Source organism: Leifsonia sp. 2MCAF36 (assembly GCF_052115525.1).
Taxonomy (GTDB): Bacteria; Actinomycetota; Actinomycetes; order Actinomycetales; family Microbacteriaceae; genus Leifsonia.
On record NZ_JBFRGV010000006.1, the window covers coordinates 369,314 to 384,252 of the forward strand.

A 14,939-nucleotide genomic window follows, 5' to 3' on the forward strand; every position below is an offset into this window, starting at 1 on the left:
TCTAGGAGGCCTGCGAGGTCGGCAGGCTAGGCGGGGACCGCCGCGAGTTCCCGATCGCGCGGCACCAGCGGGGTCGCGACGGCCGGACACACCGCCACGAGTGCGAACGCGAGCGGATAGCCGACCCAGCCGATGAGCGCGCCGACGGCCGGTCCGACGACGGACGCCGCGAGGAACTGGCCCGTGTTCTGCGTGCCGAGCGCGCGTCCCGACCAGAACGGGCCGGCGATCTCGGCGACGGACGTGTACGCCAGCCCGTTGTCCGCCACGGTGACGATGGCGGCGATGATGAGGATGACCGCCGCAGCCGCCGAGCCCAGAGCGGAAGCGGCCGCCATCAGCAGCATCACCCCGACGGCGCAGAGCGAGACCCAGCGCAATGGCCGCAGGTGGCTGCCGACCCGGTCGCTCAGCAGCCCGATCCCGATGCGGCCGATCGCTCCGGCGAACTGGCTCGCGCCGATCACGAGCCCTGCGGCGAGCGACGAGAAGTGCAGCTGCGAGACCAGCCAGACCAATCCGAACGTCGAGACCGTGAACTGAGGGACCACGAGGAGCATGGACACGCCGTGGATGCGCCAGAGCAGCGACGTCTCGCGGTACGGCCGCCACGCCGCAAGGGGGTGAGCGGCATCCCCGTCGGCGGCACGGAGCGGCGGACGCGGCGGGTCGACGATACCGACAGCGCAGACGAGCGCGGACACACCGCACAGCACCGCCGGAACCACGAGCGCCGCTGCGATCCCGCCGGACTGGGCGAGCAGGGGCACGCTGACCGCAGCGATCGCCACGCCCAGCGGCTGGCACATCTGCCGGATCCCCATGGCCAGTCCACGCCGCTCCTTCGGGAACCAGCCGATCACGACGCGGCCGCTCGCTGCGTTGGGACTGGCCGACGCCATCCCGCCGACGAAGAACAGCGCGCCCAACGCGACATAGGAGTCGACGAACATCGCGGCCACTGCCGCTACGGCCGTGACCGCAAGACCCGAGGCGATCACCCAGCGCTCGCCGATCCGGTCGCTCAGCGCTCCCCACGCGATCAGGGTGAGTACGAGCCCGAGCGTCGGCGCCGAGGCGAGCAGCCCGGCCTGTGCGAGGCTCAGCCCGCGCTCGGTGTGCAGGAGCGGGATGAGGAAGGCCGGAGTCGAGACGAAGACCGTCGAGCTCGCCTGGGCGAGCACACCGAAGGTCAGCATCAGCCATGGGTGGGGACGGCGTGCGATTCGACGGTTCACGGGTATACCCTAGCGGTATACCACTCCGGTATACCAAAGGAGGATCATGCCAGAGCAGCCCCAGGTGTACGGACGACTGCGCGCCCAGATCCTCGACCTCGACCGGGTCCCCGGGTCGCGCCTGACGGAGCGGGGCCTCGAGACCGAGCTGGGCGCATCCCGCACCCCCCTCCGCGCGGCGCTCATGCGGCTGGAGGCGGAAGGGCTGGTCTCTCGCGACGGGCGCGGCTGGCAGGTCTCCCCCATCGACCTCGGCGAGATCGCACGCCTCAGCGAGCTACGGGATGCGGTGGAGACCGCCGCGGCCCGACTCAGTTGCGCCCGCGCCTCCGATGCAGAGATCGCCGCCCTCGCCGCGCTGGTGGACGGGTTCGATCACAGCCGCCCGGCCGACGACGCAGTACGCGCGGGCACCGACTTCCACGTCCGGCTCGCCGCCCTCTCCGGCAACCGCTTCTTCGCGGACGCCGTCGACTCGGCCATGACCCGGCTGGCCCGTTCGCGCTGGCTCGTCGCCCGGAGCGGGGATGCCTGGGACGAACACCGCGAGATCGTGGGACTCATCGCCGCGCGCCAGGCGGACGCGGCCGCCGAACGCATCCACGAACACATCGTGGGCACCCACGAGCGTCTGGTGACCGCACTGGATGCGGACGCCCGGGCCCTGCGCGGGCGCGGCCTGGCCATCGTCTCCTGAGCGCTCCCCTGCTCAGCCCACGACGTCGGTGACCGGCACGATCCGGACGAGCGCCTCGGCGCCGGCATACACGTTCGGCGCTCCGCTCAGCAGAGCGTCGCCGTGCAGGCGGGTCAGGGCGACGAACTCTGCCGCCTCCGTCTGCGCCCAGCCCAGCTGATCGGCCACCCGCCAGGCATTCCGCCGCAGCACCCGGTCCCCTAGCAAGCGGACGGGCAGCGCATCCACCTGCTGGGACAGGGCGAACGCTTCGGCACCTTCCCGCCGACCGGAGACCACGTCGGCGTGCAGCAGCGACAGAGTCTGCGACCGCAGGAGGGTCGGAGCGAGCAGCTCATCGGGACCACCCCAACCAGCCTCGGCGAGGCGGACGGCGGCGGGAGCGTCGATCACGTAGGCGGTCATCCCGCATTGTGATCACGGTGGCGGTACGAAAGGAAGAGGGCGACCCGTGGGTCGCCCTCTCAGTCCTCGTCGCTGTCTCGAGCTTCGCCGTCCGACACCGGCTCGGATTCGCTCTCGGCCGGCGTCGTCGCTTCGGGCTCGTCGTCCGGCAGCTCCTCGAAGAGTCCTGCCGGGGGCGTCAGCGTGACGGTGCCCGCAGCGATGTCGACCTCGGGCACGATCGCCTTCACGAACGGCACGAGCACTTCGCCGTTCGTCGTGGCGATCGCCAGCAGGTCCTGCGCCGGCAGGTGGTCGACGCGCGCGACCCGGCCGACGGGTACGCCGTCACGGACAGCCTCGAGCCCGACCAACTGGTGGTCGTACCAGGCGTCGTCCTCGTCCGGCAGCTGCTTCTCGTCCTGGCTCACCCAGAGGATGGCCTTCGCGAGCGTCTCCGCCTCGTCGCGGTCCTCGACCCCGACGAAGAACCCGACGGCGTGGCCGTTGTACCAGCGCAGCTCGCTGAGTTCGAGCGTCTTGCCGTGCCACTTGGATGCGGTGGGCACCTGGAGGGTGAAGACGGCACCCGGCACGAACCGCTTCTCCGGCTCGTCGGTGAACAGCTCCAGCTTCAGCGCGCCCTTGAGGCCGTGCGCCTTCGTGAGGCGGCCCACCCGCAGCTCGGTCTGACCGGGCCGGGGAGCAACCTCCTTGCGGGGCAGCTTGTGGTCCGCCACCTCAGTCGTCGACGACGTCGACGCGGACGCGACGACCATCGGCCAGTGCGGCCACGAGCGTACGGAGCGCCTTGGCCGTGCGGCCGGAGCGGCCGATCACCCGGCCGAGGTCCTCGGGATTCACACGAATCTCGAGGACCTCGCCACGCGGGGAGCTCTTGGCCACGACGTGGACGTCGTCAGGGTGATCGACGATCCCCTTGACCAGGTGCGTGAGCGCGGGTGCGAGCAAGACGTCAGGCCTTCTCGTCGGCGTCGACGATGGCCTCGGCCTCGGCGACGACCTCGGCCTCTTCGGCCTCTTCGGCCTCGACCTCAGCCTCGACGACGGCGGCAGCCGCCTCGACAGTCTTGTCGGCCTTGGGCTTGAGGACCGGCTTCTTCTTCTCGTCGACGACGAACTCGGTCTTGCCCTCGGCGACCTTGACGGTGCTGACGGCGTTCTTGTCGCCCTTGAAGCGACCCCAGTCGCCGGTGAGCTTCAGCAGCGCGGCGACCTGCTCGGTCGGCTGGGCGCCGACGCCGAGCCAGTACTGCGCACGCTCGGAGTCGACCTCGATGCGCGAGGGCTCCTCGGTGGGGTGGTACAGACCGATCTCCTCGATCACACGACCATCGCGCTTGGTGCGCGAGTCGGCGACGACGATGCGGTAGTACGGAGCGCGGATCTTGCCCAGGCGCTTCAGACGAATTTTGACGGCCACGATTCTCCTGTATGAGTGGATGAGTTGTGTCGAACTGACTGCCGTGGGCGTGGGGGCACACTCGGCAGGAGGTCTAATGTTCGTCCCACGTGCCGGATAGAGGGTCGGGCACGTCGAACTCAACTAGCTATTCTGTCAGATACTGCCCTGCTTTGGACAATCGGATGAACGGGACGACCGTATGCAGATCGAATTCTCGGAGTCCGAGCGCTCCACCGTCGGTATCGAATGGGAGATCGCACTGGTGGACGGCTCCACCGGCGACCTGGTCCAGCTCGCCGACGAGGTGCTCCGCGAGCTGGGCACGCCCGACGGGAACGAGCATCCGCAGATCACCCACGAGCTGCTCATGAACACCGTTGAGCTGGTCAGCCGGGTGCACCGGACGGTCCCGGCCGCGATCACCGATCTGCAGGAACTGATCGGCCTCGTCCGCGGGGTGACCGACCCGCTGGGCGTGGAGCTGATGTGCGCGGGAACGCATCCCTTCGCTCAGTGGTTCGACCAGAAGGTGACGCCGAACGAGCGCTACGACCGCCTGCTCGACCGCACCCAGTGGTGGGGGCGGCAGATGATGATCTGGGGCGTGCACGTGCACGTCGGCATCGACTCGGTCGACAAGGCGCTTCCGATCGTGAACGGGCTGCTCACCTACTACCCGCACCTGCAGGCGCTCAGCGCCTCGAGTCCGTTCTGGGCGGGAGCGCGCACCGGGTACGCGTCGAACCGGGCGCTGATGTTCCAGCAGTTGCCCACGGCCGGCTTGCCGTGGCAGTTCGGGACCTGGGCGAACTACGAGGAGTACGTGCAGGACCTGGTGACGACCGGCGTCGTCGAGGACCACTCGGAGGTGCGCTGGGACATCCGCCCGTCGCCGAAGTGGGGAACGGTCGAGATGCGCGCCTGCGACGGCCTGTCCACGGCCGACGAGGTCGGCGCGGTGGCTGCGCTCATCCACTGCCTGACCGACCGGATGTCCGGACGGCTGGACGAGGGCGTCGAGCCGGTCACGCTGCAGCCGTGGTTCGTGCGCGAGAACAAGTGGCGCGCGGCGCGCTACGGGCTCGACGCCGAGATCATCACGGCACCCGACGGCAGCGAGCGGCTCGTCTCGGAGGCCCTGCGCGATCTGGTCGACGACCTGCAGCCGGAGGCGGAGCGGCTGGGATGCGTCGACGAGCTGTCGGCCGTGCTCACCATCCTCGACACCGGGGGCAGCTACCAGAGGCAGCTGGCCGTCGCCGAGCAGAACGGCGGCAGCCTGCAGGCCGTGGTGAGCTCCCTGACGCACGAGCTGCGCAACGGCCTGGGTGGCTGAACCGGCAGGTCGCCGAGCCGGGGGGATTCCTCGTTGCGACAGAGCGCATCCATAGGATCCGCGCGTAGCGTGTCGGCATGCTCGCTCGACGCCCCCTCGCCACGGCGGCGACGGCCCTGACCGCCGCACTGCTGGCGCTCACGGCACTGTCGGGCTGTGCGACGGCGGGAGGCGCGCTCGCGGGAGCGGAGGGTGCTGGGGCGGATGCCACATCCTCCGCGGTCGCGGACAGCGTCGCCGACGGAGACAGGGTCGCCGTGATCGGCGACTCCATCGAGTCCGGACTCGGCCTCGAGCCCTCGGAGGCGTGGCCTGCGCTCGTGGCGGCGAGTCGCGGCTGGCGGCTCGACAATCTCAGCGTCCCCGGCGCGGGTTTCGTCGCGGTGGGATCGGACGGGAACGACTTCACCGCGCAGGTGGATGCGGCAATCGCGACGCGGGCCCAGCTGGTGTTCATCGGGGCGTCGGACAACGACCTCGGCAGCGACGTGTCCGACGTCTCCGCCGCCATGCAGAAGGCGGTGGAGCGTCTCAGCACCGCGCTGCCGGACGCCCGCATCGTGGGCTTCAGCGCGCTCTCCGGCCAGGCGTCCGACGCGGACCTCGCCCCGTTCGACACCGCTCTTCGGAAGGCGGTCGAAAAGGCGGGCGGCACCTGGCTCGACCTCGGCCAGCCGTACCGCGGCCAGGGCGGACTCGTCCAGGACGACGACGAGCATCCCACCCTGCCGGGTCAGCAGGTGATCGCCGCCGTCGTCGAGTCGAAGCTGGGTGCGTGACGACGCTCCGAGGAGCGTCTAGCGTTGATCGGGTGATGACCCGACGTCGCGCCCGCGGCCTCCTCGCTGCTCTCCTGTCGGCGGCCGCCCTCGCGACTGCTCTCGCCGGCTGCACCCCCGCCGGCCGGAACGCCTCCCCGGCCGGCGCTGTCACCGCGGGCTCGCACAGTTCCGACATATCGATGCCGACAGCGGTGACCGCGGCTGCGATCGGCGACTCGATCGCCATCGGCAACGGCGTACCCGCCGAGGACGCCTGGCCGCTCCTCGTCGCCGACCACTTCGGCTGGACGCTGAGCGACTTCGCCGAGACCGGTGCGGGTTTCACCCAGCCGGGCCTCAACACGCACGTCTTCAACGATCAGGTGAGCGCGGCGATCCGCGTGCACCCGAGCGTCGTCATCGTCGGAGCGACGCGCAACGACGTCTTCGCGTCGACGGCCGCCCTGAAGAAGGCGGCCACCGCCGCCCTGAAGCGACTCCGGACCGCGCTCCCCCACGCGCGGATCATCGGCGTGAGCGCGCTGTGGGGCTCAGAGCCGCCCCCCAGCCAGATCCCCGTGATCTCAGCGACGGTGCGGGATTCCGTGGTCGCCGTCGGAGGATCCTGGGTGGAAATCGGCCAGCCGTTCCTCGGCCATCGGGACCTCGTTCGCGCCGACCACGTACATCCCACCGTCGAGGGTCAGAAGTTGCTCGCCCGCACGATCGAGCACGCGATAGCGGCCCAGTCGCCTCAGCACTGACTTCGTCGCGTACCACCCTGGCCGCACGCCCTGAAGGCACACACAGGGATTTCGCAGCTTCAGGCACTTACCCTCGCACCCGTGCGCACCCTCACCCGACGCCGCTCGCGCTCTGCCGGCTCACGCCTCGCTGTGCTCGCGCCCGCAGCCCTGACGGTCGCCCTCCTTGCCCTCGCCGGATGCTCGGCCGCTCCCGCCGCCCGGCCCATCGCCCAGCCTCAGTCGACCACCATCGCGGCACCGGTCGACGGCACCGCGCACCAGGACACCCAGGCCGTCGACGCCGTCGCGATCGGCGACTCCATCGCGTTCGGAAAGGGCCTCACGCCCGGCGAGGCATGGCCGGCGCTCATCTCCGCCGAGCACGGCTGGCGGCTCACCGATCTGGCGGTCTCCGGCTCCGGCTTCGTGAAGCCAGGGTGGAACGGCACCAGCTACCGGCAGCAAGTCGACGCGGCGCTGCGGCTGCACCCGTCGGTCATCCTCCTGGCCGCGACCCGCAACGACCGCGACGAGGACGCTGCGACCGTCACGGCGAACGCCGACCGGATGCTCCGCGAGCTGCGTGAAACGTTCCCGCACGCCACGATCGTCGGGATCACCGGCATCTGGGGCTCCGACCAGCCGCCCGCGACGATGACCCGTGTCGACACGATCGTGGGCGACGCCGTTCGGGATGTCAACGGCACCTGGCTCGACATCGGCTTCCCGCTGGTCGGGCACCCGGACCTGGTGCAGGCCGACGGCATCCACCCGAACGCTGCCGGGCAGAGGGTGGTCGCGCGCATGATCGACTCGAAGCTCCGGCCGCTCAACCTCGCCCTGTAGGCGTCACCGCCTCACGGCCGCCGCGTCCGGGCTAGTACTTCCCGGCTACCGGCCGAGGAACTTCTGCAGGGCGGCCATCTCCTCCTCGGAGGGTCCGCTGGCCGCGTTCGCCTGCGGCGCCCCGCCGCCCAGGCCGAAGCCGCTGCCGCCGGCCGAGGCCGCTCCGGGCTTGACGCCAGTGGCCAGCGCAGCGTTCTCCGCCGCGCGCTTCGCGGGGTTGCCCGAGCGCGAGCCGCTCTTCTTCTTGTTCTTCTGCGGCTTCCGGCCGGCGTAGGACGCACCGGGGATGGGGCCCATGCCCGGCACGTTCGGCACGCCACCCTTCGCGACGGTCTTCATCATCTTGGCGGCCTGCTCGAAGCGGGTCACCAGCTGGTTCACCTCGGTGACCGTGGTGCCGGAACCCTTGGCGATGCGCAGCCGGCGGGAGCCGTTCAGGAGTTTCGGGTGGGTGCGCTCCGTCTTCGTCATCGACTGGATGATCGCCTCGGTGCGGACGATCTCGCGCTCGTCGAAGTTGTCGAGCTGCTGCTTCATCTGGCCCGCGCCGGGGAGCATCCCCATCATCTTCTTGATCGACCCCATGTTGCGCAGCTGCTGCATCTGCTTGAGGAAGTCGTCGAGCGTGAAGCTGTCGGTGGCGAACTTCTCGGCGACCTTGCGCGCCTCGTCCTCATCGAAGGCCTCCTGGGCCTGCTCGATGAGGGTGAGGATGTCGCCGAGGTCGAGGATTCGCGACGCCATGCGGTCCGGGTGGAACGGCTCGAAGTCGTCGAGGTTCTCGCCCGTGGAGGCGAAGATGATCGGACGTCCGGTCACCGACGTCACGGAGAGCGCAGCACCGCCGCGGGCGTCGCCGTCGAGCTTGGAAAGCACGACACCGGTGAAGTCGACGCCGTCCTGGAACGCTTTCGCGGTCGCGACTGCGTCTTGGCCGATCATCGCGTCGATGACGAACAGCACCTCGTCCGGCTCGGTGGCCCTGCGGATGTCGGCCGCCTGCTTCATCAGCTCGGCGTCGACGCCGAGGCGCCCGGCGGTGTCGATGACCACCGTGTCGTACTGCTTGGTCTCGGCGAACTTCAGAGCGTCTTTGGCGACCTTCACCGGGTTGCCGACGCCGTTGCCGGGCTCGGGAGCGAAGACCGGGACGCCGGCCTGCTCGCCGACGATCTGAAGCTGGGTCACGGCGTTCGGGCGCTGCAGGTCGGCTGCGACGAGCAGCGGGGTGTGGCCGTCTTTGACCAGCCACTTGCCGAGCTTGCCGGCGAGCGTGGTCTTACCGGCGCCCTGGAGGCCCGCGAGCATGATGACCGTCGGCGGTCGCTTGGCGAACTGCAGGCGGCGCTGCTGACCGCCCAGGATGGCGACCAGCTCTTCGTTGACGATCTGGACGACCTGCTGCGCCGGGTTCAGCGCCTTGTTGACCTCGTCGCTGAGCGCGCGCTCGCGCACCTTGCCGGTGAACTCTTTGACCACCGGGAGGGCGACGTCGGCGTCGAGCAGGGCGCGACGGATCTCGCGCACGGTGCCGTCGACGTCGGCCGCCGACAGCTTGCCCTTGGTGCGCAGGTTTTTGAAGGTGTCCGCAAGGCGGTCGGAAAGCGAGCCGAAAGTAGCCATGATCTGTGTATCTTATCGGGCGACGTTGGCTGGTCGCCCGGAGACTCGGTCAGTCGCCCGACGTCTCGACGGCGACAACGTCGCCGCGCACGTCGAACGAGACGGTCAGCAGAGCGTCGCTCTCGTCCGGCGCGATCGAATAGTCGAAGGTCGCGAAGACCTCGTCCTCGTCGGAGTGGTCGGCCTGGATGACGACGGTGAGCAGCTGAAGCGACCGAAGCACATCGATGGCGATGTCGCCGGAGTTGTGGACGAGGAGGTCGACCAGGCTGTCGCCCAGCATCTCCACGTGCTCGTCGATGTAGCCCACCGTCGCCGACTGGCGCGAGCTCAACTCCGCGACGAGCGCATCCCGAGCCCGGGCGTCGAAGCCCTCCAGCGCCTGGATGAGCGCGGCGGCCGAGTCGAGCGCGAACTCGGGGACGCGGCCCTCATCGTCGGCCAGCAGCTCCACGTCGATGGACTGATCCCCCAGCTCCACAGTGTCGTCCCAGGCGAGACCGCCGCTGGCCGTCTCGTCGATGAGGCCGAAGAAGTCGTGCTCGATCGCCATGGCGTGACCCTATCCCACCAGCTGCTGGGCGAAGACGTGCGGGGTGAATCCGGTCAGGTCGTTGATCCCCTCACCCTGACCCACGAGCTTGATGGGGATCCCGGTGCGCTCCTGCACCGCGAGCACGAAGCCGCCCTTCGCGGAGCCGTCCAGCTTGGTCAGCACCAGCCCCGTCACCCCGGCGTGCTCCAGGAAGGCTTCGGCCTGTGCGAGCCCGTTCTGGCCGGTGGTGGCGTCGAGCACGAGAAGCACCTCGGCGATGGGCGACTGCTTCTCGACCACACGCTTGATCTTCGACAGCTCGTCCATCAGGCCGCCCTTGGTCTGCAGCCGGCCCGCCGTGTCGATGATGACGATCTCCGTGCCGTCCCGCTTCGCCTTCTCGACCGTCTGGAAGGCGACAGACGCCGGGTCCTGGCCCTGCTGCTGCGGACGTACGATCTCGGCCCCGGCGCGTTCGGCCCAGGTCGCCAGCTGCTCCACGGCGGCTGCGCGGAAGGTGTCCGCTGCACCGACGACCACCGAGCGGTCGTAGGTGCGGAGGAACTTCGCGAACTTGCCGATCGTCGTCGTCTTGCCCACGCCGTTCACCCCGACGACGAGGACGATCGCGGGACGCGCGCTCAGCTTGAGCGTGGTGTCCAGCTTGGAGAGGCGCTCCTCGAGCGTCTCGCGCAGCATCCGCTGCAGGTCGGCCGGGTCGGTGGTGTGGTAGCGCTCGACCTTCGCCCGCAGGTCGTCGACCACCGCCTCCGTCACGTCCGGGCCGAAGTCGGCGGTGATGAGCGCCGTTTCGAGGTCGTCCCAGGTGTCGTCGTCGATGGTCTTCTTCGCGAACAGCCCGCGGAGGGCGCCCGACAGAGACCAGGGGGTGCGGTCAGCCATGACAATCAGAGTACCTGCGCGGATGTAGCGTGTGGTCATGTACGCGCTCGTGGGGGTCTCGGCGGAGCTGGCGGAGCAGCTGGTGGCGATCGAGACGGGCGGTGAGGATGCGGTGCACCAGGCGCGCACACGGGTGCGGCGGCTGCGCAGCATCCTGAGCGTCTACCGGAAGGCCTTCGACCGCGACGGGAACCGGCGGATGCGCGCGCGCCTCAAGCGGCTCGGCACCCGGCTCGGCGAGACGCGCGATCGCGAGGTGCGAGCGCGTGACCTGTCCGCCCTCATCGACGCGGAGACCCCGCCGGAGGTGGCTGCTGCGGTCGAGGCGATGGCTGCCGAGGCGCGCGAACTCCACGACCGCGCACTCGACGACCTCCTGCGGCAGCTGCGCAGCCGCGGGCACCGTGAGCTGATGGCCGACCTCCAGCGGTTCGCCGCCGCTCCCCCGCTCAGCACGGCCGGCGCGGCCCATCCTCGCCGCGTGGCGCGAAAAGGACTGCGGAAGGCGACAGCCCGCGTGTCGGCGCGGAACGGCGAGACGCTGGAGGAGCGGCACGCGACCCGCAAAGCCGCCAGGCGGCTGCGCTATGCGGCGGACGCGGTCACCGATGAGCTCGGAGGCCCGGCCGTCCGGCTGTCCCTCGCGGCGGAGCAGGTGCAGGACACGCTCGGCGACCACCGCGACCTTATCCTGCTCGCGCGGCACCTACGGGAGCATGCGAACATCCCCGGCGTCGAACTCCTCGCCGCAGACGCGGAACGTCGGGCCGACGAGCGGCTGAAGGGCCTCGACGACGCACTGGCCGCCCTCCAGGGACTGCGCTGACTAGCTCGCCTGCTCCTGCGCCACACGCTGGCCGACGACCGCGGAGACGCCGTCCTGCCGCATGGACACGCCGTACAGCGCGTCGGCGATCTCCATCGTGCGCTTCTGGTGCGTGATGACGATGAGCTGGCTGTTCTCCCGGAGGTCCTCGAAGATCGTGAGCAGGCGGCCCAGGTTGGCGTCGTCCAGCGCCGCCTCGACCTCGTCCATGATGTAGAACGGGCTTGGGCGCGCTTTGAAGATCGCGATCAGCAGGGCGACCGCCGCCAACGACCGCTCGCCACCGGACAGTAGCGAGAGCCGCTCGATCTTCTTGCCGGCCGGCTTGACCGACACCTCGATGCCGGTGGTCAGCAGATCGTCGGGGTTCGTCAGGCTGATGCTGCCCTGCCCGCCCGGGAACAGCACGGGGAAGACCCGGGTGAAGGCCGCCTCGGTATCGGCGAACGCGGACGCGAAGATCGACTGCATCCGCTCGTCGATGTCCTCGATGATGGTCAGGAGGTCCTTGCGGGTGTTGGTGAGATCCACCAGCTGCTCGGTGAGGAACTTGTGGCGCTGCTCCAGCGCGGCGAACTCCTCCAGCGCGAGCGGGTTCACCCGCCCCAGCTGGGCGAGCTTCCGCTCGGCGGCGGCGAGACGCTTCTGCTGGTGCTCGCGGGAGAACGGCACGGTCTCGACCGGCCGCTCGGAGCCGGGGTCGGCGTCGGGGTCGCTGTCTGCCTCGGCGTCGGTGTCCACGTCCGCCTGCTCACCCCGGGCGAGTGCGATATCCACCGGAACGGGCACCTCCGGCCCGTACTCGGCGACGAGGACGTCCTCGACGAGTCCCAGTTCGCTGCCGGCACGCTCCAGCAGACCGGACAGGTGCAGCTTCTTCTCGTAGATCTGGAGTTCGAGGCCGTGCACCGACTCGGTGATCGCCTGCAGGCGCTCGCGGACGGCGTTCTCGTCGCGCCGCAGCACGGCGAGTTCCTCGTTCTGGCTGGCGCGCTCCGCCTCCGCCGTCGCGAGTTCCAGGCGGGCCTGGGCGACCGAGCGGTCGACGGATGCGAGCACGGCAGGCAGCGCGGCGATCACCGATTCCGCGGCATCCAGCTGGCGGCGGCGGATGACGGCACGGCGCGCCGCCTCTTCGGCGGCGGCGCGCTCGGCCTCCAGCTGGCGGGCGAGCGCCTCGCCGCGGGCCTGCTCCGCGCGCACCCGCTCCTTCGCCGTCTCGACCGCGAGGCGCGACTCGACCTCCGCCTCGCGCGCCGCATCCAACTCCCTCGAAAGCGCGTCGCGCGCGCTCACGTCCAGGATCGGGCGCGGCCGAGAGCGCGCTGCCTCCAGCTCCGCCTTGGCCCGGTCGGCCGCTTGCTCCGCCTCGGTCACGCGTTCGGCGGCCTGTTCGAGGGCTCGGCTGAGCCGGTCGAACTCCGCCTGCGACGCCTCCAACTGCACCTTGAGCCGGTTCAGCTGCTCGGTCTGCGCGGCCAGCTTCGCGTCGAATTCGCGCAGCGTCGTGAGGGCGGCCTGCGACTGCTCCTTCGCCACCTGCAGGACGCCGCGCTGCTCGGCGAGAGCGAACTTCGCTCGGTCGATGAGGGACGTGACCTCCGCCAGGCGGTCCTGTGCGGCCTCGCGGTCGGCGATCAACTCGATGCGGCTCTGCTTGGCGCCCGACCCGCCGCGGAGCACATGCTCGGTCAGCACGTCGCCGCTCTTCGTGATGATCGTGACCGGCCCCCCCAGCCGGCGGCCCCGGAAGGCGTCGAAGGCGCGCTGGGCCGACTCCAGGTCGTCCGCGATGGCGGTGAAGGCGAGGATGCCGCGGACACCCTCTGGGGCCTCGACCACGCTGATCGCGGGCACCACACCCGCGACGCCGGACAGGTCGACGGTGGCAGCGGTGGCGTCTGCGATGACGACTTCGACTCGGCCGAGATCCTCGGCAGCGGCGTGCGCGACGGCAGCCTGGGCCGCGGCGCGGTCGTCGGCCAGTACGGCATCTGCGAGCGTGCCGAGGGCTGCGGCGATGGGGGCCTCATGGCCGGGATGCACGCGCAGGTTCTCCGCCACCAGGCCGGAGACCCCGGCGAGCCGAGCATCCACCAGAGCCGCCGAGCCGTCCTTCTGATCGAGGGCCATCGACAGCGCGCTGGTGCGCGCAGCGAGGGCGTCGCGCTCGCGCTCCAGGGTGTGCAGCTCCTCGCGGAGCCGCTCGATCTCGCCCTCCGCCTCGAACACGGTGGCCTGCGCCAGCTCGTACGCCTCGTCGAGGTCGCCCTCGCCGATGTCGGCGGTCGCTGCTTCATCCTCCCGGGCGGCGAACTCCCCTCGCGCACGCTCGCGCCGCTCGGTGGCGGCGTCCAGCGCGTTCTGCTGCCGCAGCACTTCGCCGCGCACGGCCGCGAGACGCTGAGCGGCGGCCTCGGCCTGGCCGTTCAGTTTGGAGATCTCGAGGTCATGGCGTGAGACCAGGGCGCTCTGGGCGGCGATTTCCTCATCGACGGCGTCCAGCCGAGCGCGGGCGCTGCGGGTGGCCGCCTGAGCGGCCGCCCATGACGCTTCCGCGTCGGTCACGACGCCACGCAGGCGGTCGACCTCGTCGCGGGCGTCCTGCACGTTCTGCGGCGTGACGCTGGGACCGGCTCCGGGCGCGTCCGCCTGGCTGCCGAGAAGCGCGACCCGCTGGTTGGCGAGGGTGAAGAGGCCGCGGAGCCGCTCCTGCACCGATTCGAGGGCGAACGCCGTGCTGCGCGCAGCATCCACCGCGTCGCCGACCTGCGCCTGCTCCAGCCGGGTGCGCCGCAGCTGCTTCTGCTCCAGCTGCTCCTGCAGCACGATCTGCTCGCTGTGCCGCTCCGACTCCGTACGGCCGTGGTCGTCGAGGGTTCGGCGGAGGGTGACGACCTCATCGGCGAGGAGCCGTGCTCGCGCATCCCGGACCACGGCGGCGATGGATTGCGCCTCTCGAGCGATCTCCGCCTGATGGCCGAGTGGTTTCAGCTGACGCCTGACCTCGCCCGCGAGGTCGCTCAGGCGCGTCAGGTTGGTCTGCATCGCCTCCAGCTTGCGGAGCGTCTTCTCCTTGCGGCGGCGGTGCTTCAGGATGCCGGCCGCCTCCTCGATGAACCCGCGGCGGTCCTCCGGTGTTGCGCGAAGCACGGCGTCGAGCTGGCCCTGGCCCACGATCACGTGCATCTCGCGGCCGAGGCCGGAGTCGCTCAGCAGCTCCTGCACATCCAGCAGCCGGCACGACTGGCCGTTGATGGCGTACTCGCTGCCGCCGTTGCGGAACAGCGTGCGCGAGATGGTGACCTCGGAGTACTCGATCGGCAGGGCGCCGTCCGAGTTGTCGATCGTCAGCTGCACCTCCGCACGCCCGAGCGGGCCACGGGTGGCGGTGCCGGCGAAGATGACGTCCTCCATCTTCCCGCCGCGAAGCGTCTTGGCGCCCTGCTCGCCCATCACCCAGGCGAGCGCGTCGACCACGTTCGACTTGCCGGACCCGTTCGGGCCGACCACGCAGGTGACGCCGGTCTCGAAGGCGAAAGTCGTCGGCTGCGCGAACGACTTGAAGCCCTTGAGCGTCAGACTCTTCAAGTACACGCAGGCGAATTTACCGGACGA

General features: G+C 70.3%; 15 protein-coding genes. 6 read left to right on the forward strand and 9 right to left on the reverse strand.

From position 1 onward, the window contains the following. Window positions 1–26: 26 nt before the first annotated feature. The gene (locus tag AB4079_RS11825) at window positions 27–1,199 is read right to left on the reverse strand and encodes an MFS transporter (protein ID WP_441787560.1); all 1,173 of its coding nucleotides are present in this window, start codon (window positions 1,197–1,199) and stop codon (window positions 27–29) included. 85 nt (window positions 1,200–1,284) lie between these two features. Here AB4079_RS11825 and AB4079_RS11830 point away from each other — a divergent pair, with 85 nt between their 5' ends. Beyond that, complete coding sequence (locus AB4079_RS11830; RefSeq protein ID WP_441787480.1) at window positions 1,285–1,935, forward strand: GntR family transcriptional regulator; 651 nt, start codon at window positions 1,285–1,287, stop codon at window positions 1,933–1,935. 12 nt (window positions 1,936–1,947) lie between these two features. On the opposite strand, the gene AB4079_RS11835 is transcribed toward AB4079_RS11830, so the two are convergent. The 4 genes from AB4079_RS11835 to rpsP are packed head-to-tail and all read right to left on the reverse strand — an operon-like array spanning window position 1,948 to window position 3,763. Further along, window positions 1,948–2,340, reverse strand: coding sequence for a hypothetical protein (locus AB4079_RS11835; RefSeq protein WP_441787481.1), 393 nt, complete (start codon window positions 2,338–2,340; stop codon window positions 1,948–1,950). A gap of 59 nt (window positions 2,341–2,399) precedes the next feature. Continuing rightward, window positions 2,400–3,098, reverse strand: coding sequence for a ribosome maturation factor RimM (rimM, locus tag AB4079_RS11840; protein WP_441787482.1), 699 nt, complete (start codon window positions 3,096–3,098; stop codon window positions 2,400–2,402). Beyond that, window positions 3,061–3,291 carry an RNA-binding protein gene (locus AB4079_RS11845; RefSeq protein ID WP_090042196.1) on the reverse strand — a complete coding sequence of 77 codons (231 nt, stop codon included), beginning with the start codon at window positions 3,289–3,291 and terminating at the stop codon, window positions 3,061–3,063. Before AB4079_RS11845 ends, rimM begins: the two co-directional genes overlap by 38 nt. A gap of 4 nt (window positions 3,292–3,295) precedes the next feature. Next, window positions 3,296–3,763 carry a 30S ribosomal protein S16 gene (gene rpsP, locus AB4079_RS11850; protein ID WP_441787483.1) on the reverse strand — a complete coding sequence of 156 codons (468 nt, stop codon included), beginning with the start codon at window positions 3,761–3,763 and terminating at the stop codon, window positions 3,296–3,298. A 181-nt stretch (window positions 3,764–3,944) separates the two neighbouring features. Here rpsP and AB4079_RS11855 point away from each other — a divergent pair, with 181 nt between their 5' ends. The 4 genes from AB4079_RS11855 to AB4079_RS11870 all read left to right on the forward strand — a co-directional run bounded on the left by AB4079_RS11855 (window position 3,945) and on the right by AB4079_RS11870 (window position 7,434). Beyond that, entirely contained in the window at window positions 3,945–5,081 is a 1,137-nt protein-coding gene (locus AB4079_RS11855) for a glutamate--cysteine ligase (RefSeq protein WP_441787484.1), read from the forward strand. Between the two features lie 77 nt (window positions 5,082–5,158). Beyond that, a complete protein-coding gene (locus AB4079_RS11860; protein WP_441787485.1) occupies window positions 5,159–5,860 on the forward strand; it encodes an SGNH/GDSL hydrolase family protein in 702 nt (233 codons plus the stop codon). A gap of 35 nt (window positions 5,861–5,895) precedes the next feature. Continuing rightward, on the forward strand, window positions 5,896–6,606 hold the full coding sequence (locus AB4079_RS11865) for an SGNH/GDSL hydrolase family protein (RefSeq protein WP_441787486.1): 711 nt from the start codon (window positions 5,896–5,898) through the stop codon (window positions 6,604–6,606). Window positions 6,607–6,687: 81 nt separating this feature from the next. Next, window positions 6,688–7,434 carry an SGNH/GDSL hydrolase family protein gene (locus AB4079_RS11870; RefSeq protein WP_441787487.1) on the forward strand — a complete coding sequence of 249 codons (747 nt, stop codon included), beginning with the start codon at window positions 6,688–6,690 and terminating at the stop codon, window positions 7,432–7,434. A 45-nt stretch (window positions 7,435–7,479) separates the two neighbouring features. Here AB4079_RS11870 and ffh read toward each other — a convergent pair whose 3' ends face one another. The 3 genes from ffh to ftsY are packed head-to-tail and all read right to left on the reverse strand — an operon-like array spanning window position 7,480 to window position 10,495. Further along, entirely contained in the window at window positions 7,480–9,057 is a 1,578-nt protein-coding gene (gene ffh, locus AB4079_RS11875) for a signal recognition particle protein (RefSeq protein ID WP_441787488.1), read from the reverse strand. Window positions 9,058–9,106: 49 nt separating this feature from the next. Continuing rightward, on the reverse strand, window positions 9,107–9,610 hold the full coding sequence (locus AB4079_RS11880) for a DUF2004 domain-containing protein (RefSeq protein WP_441787489.1): 504 nt from the start codon (window positions 9,608–9,610) through the stop codon (window positions 9,107–9,109). A 9-nt stretch (window positions 9,611–9,619) separates the two neighbouring features. Continuing rightward, the gene (gene ftsY, locus AB4079_RS11885) at window positions 9,620–10,495 is read right to left on the reverse strand and encodes a signal recognition particle-docking protein FtsY (protein WP_441787490.1); all 876 of its coding nucleotides are present in this window, start codon (window positions 10,493–10,495) and stop codon (window positions 9,620–9,622) included. A 37-nt stretch (window positions 10,496–10,532) separates the two neighbouring features. On the opposite strand from ftsY, the gene AB4079_RS11890 reads away from it, so the two are divergent. Beyond that, on the forward strand, window positions 10,533–11,321 hold the full coding sequence (locus AB4079_RS11890) for a CHAD domain-containing protein (RefSeq protein WP_441787491.1): 789 nt from the start codon (window positions 10,533–10,535) through the stop codon (window positions 11,319–11,321). On the opposite strand, the gene smc is transcribed toward AB4079_RS11890, so the two are convergent. After that, window positions 11,322–14,918, reverse strand: coding sequence for a chromosome segregation protein SMC (gene smc / locus AB4079_RS11895; protein WP_441787492.1), 3,597 nt, complete (start codon window positions 14,916–14,918; stop codon window positions 11,322–11,324). Window positions 14,919–14,939 lie beyond the last annotated feature (21 nt).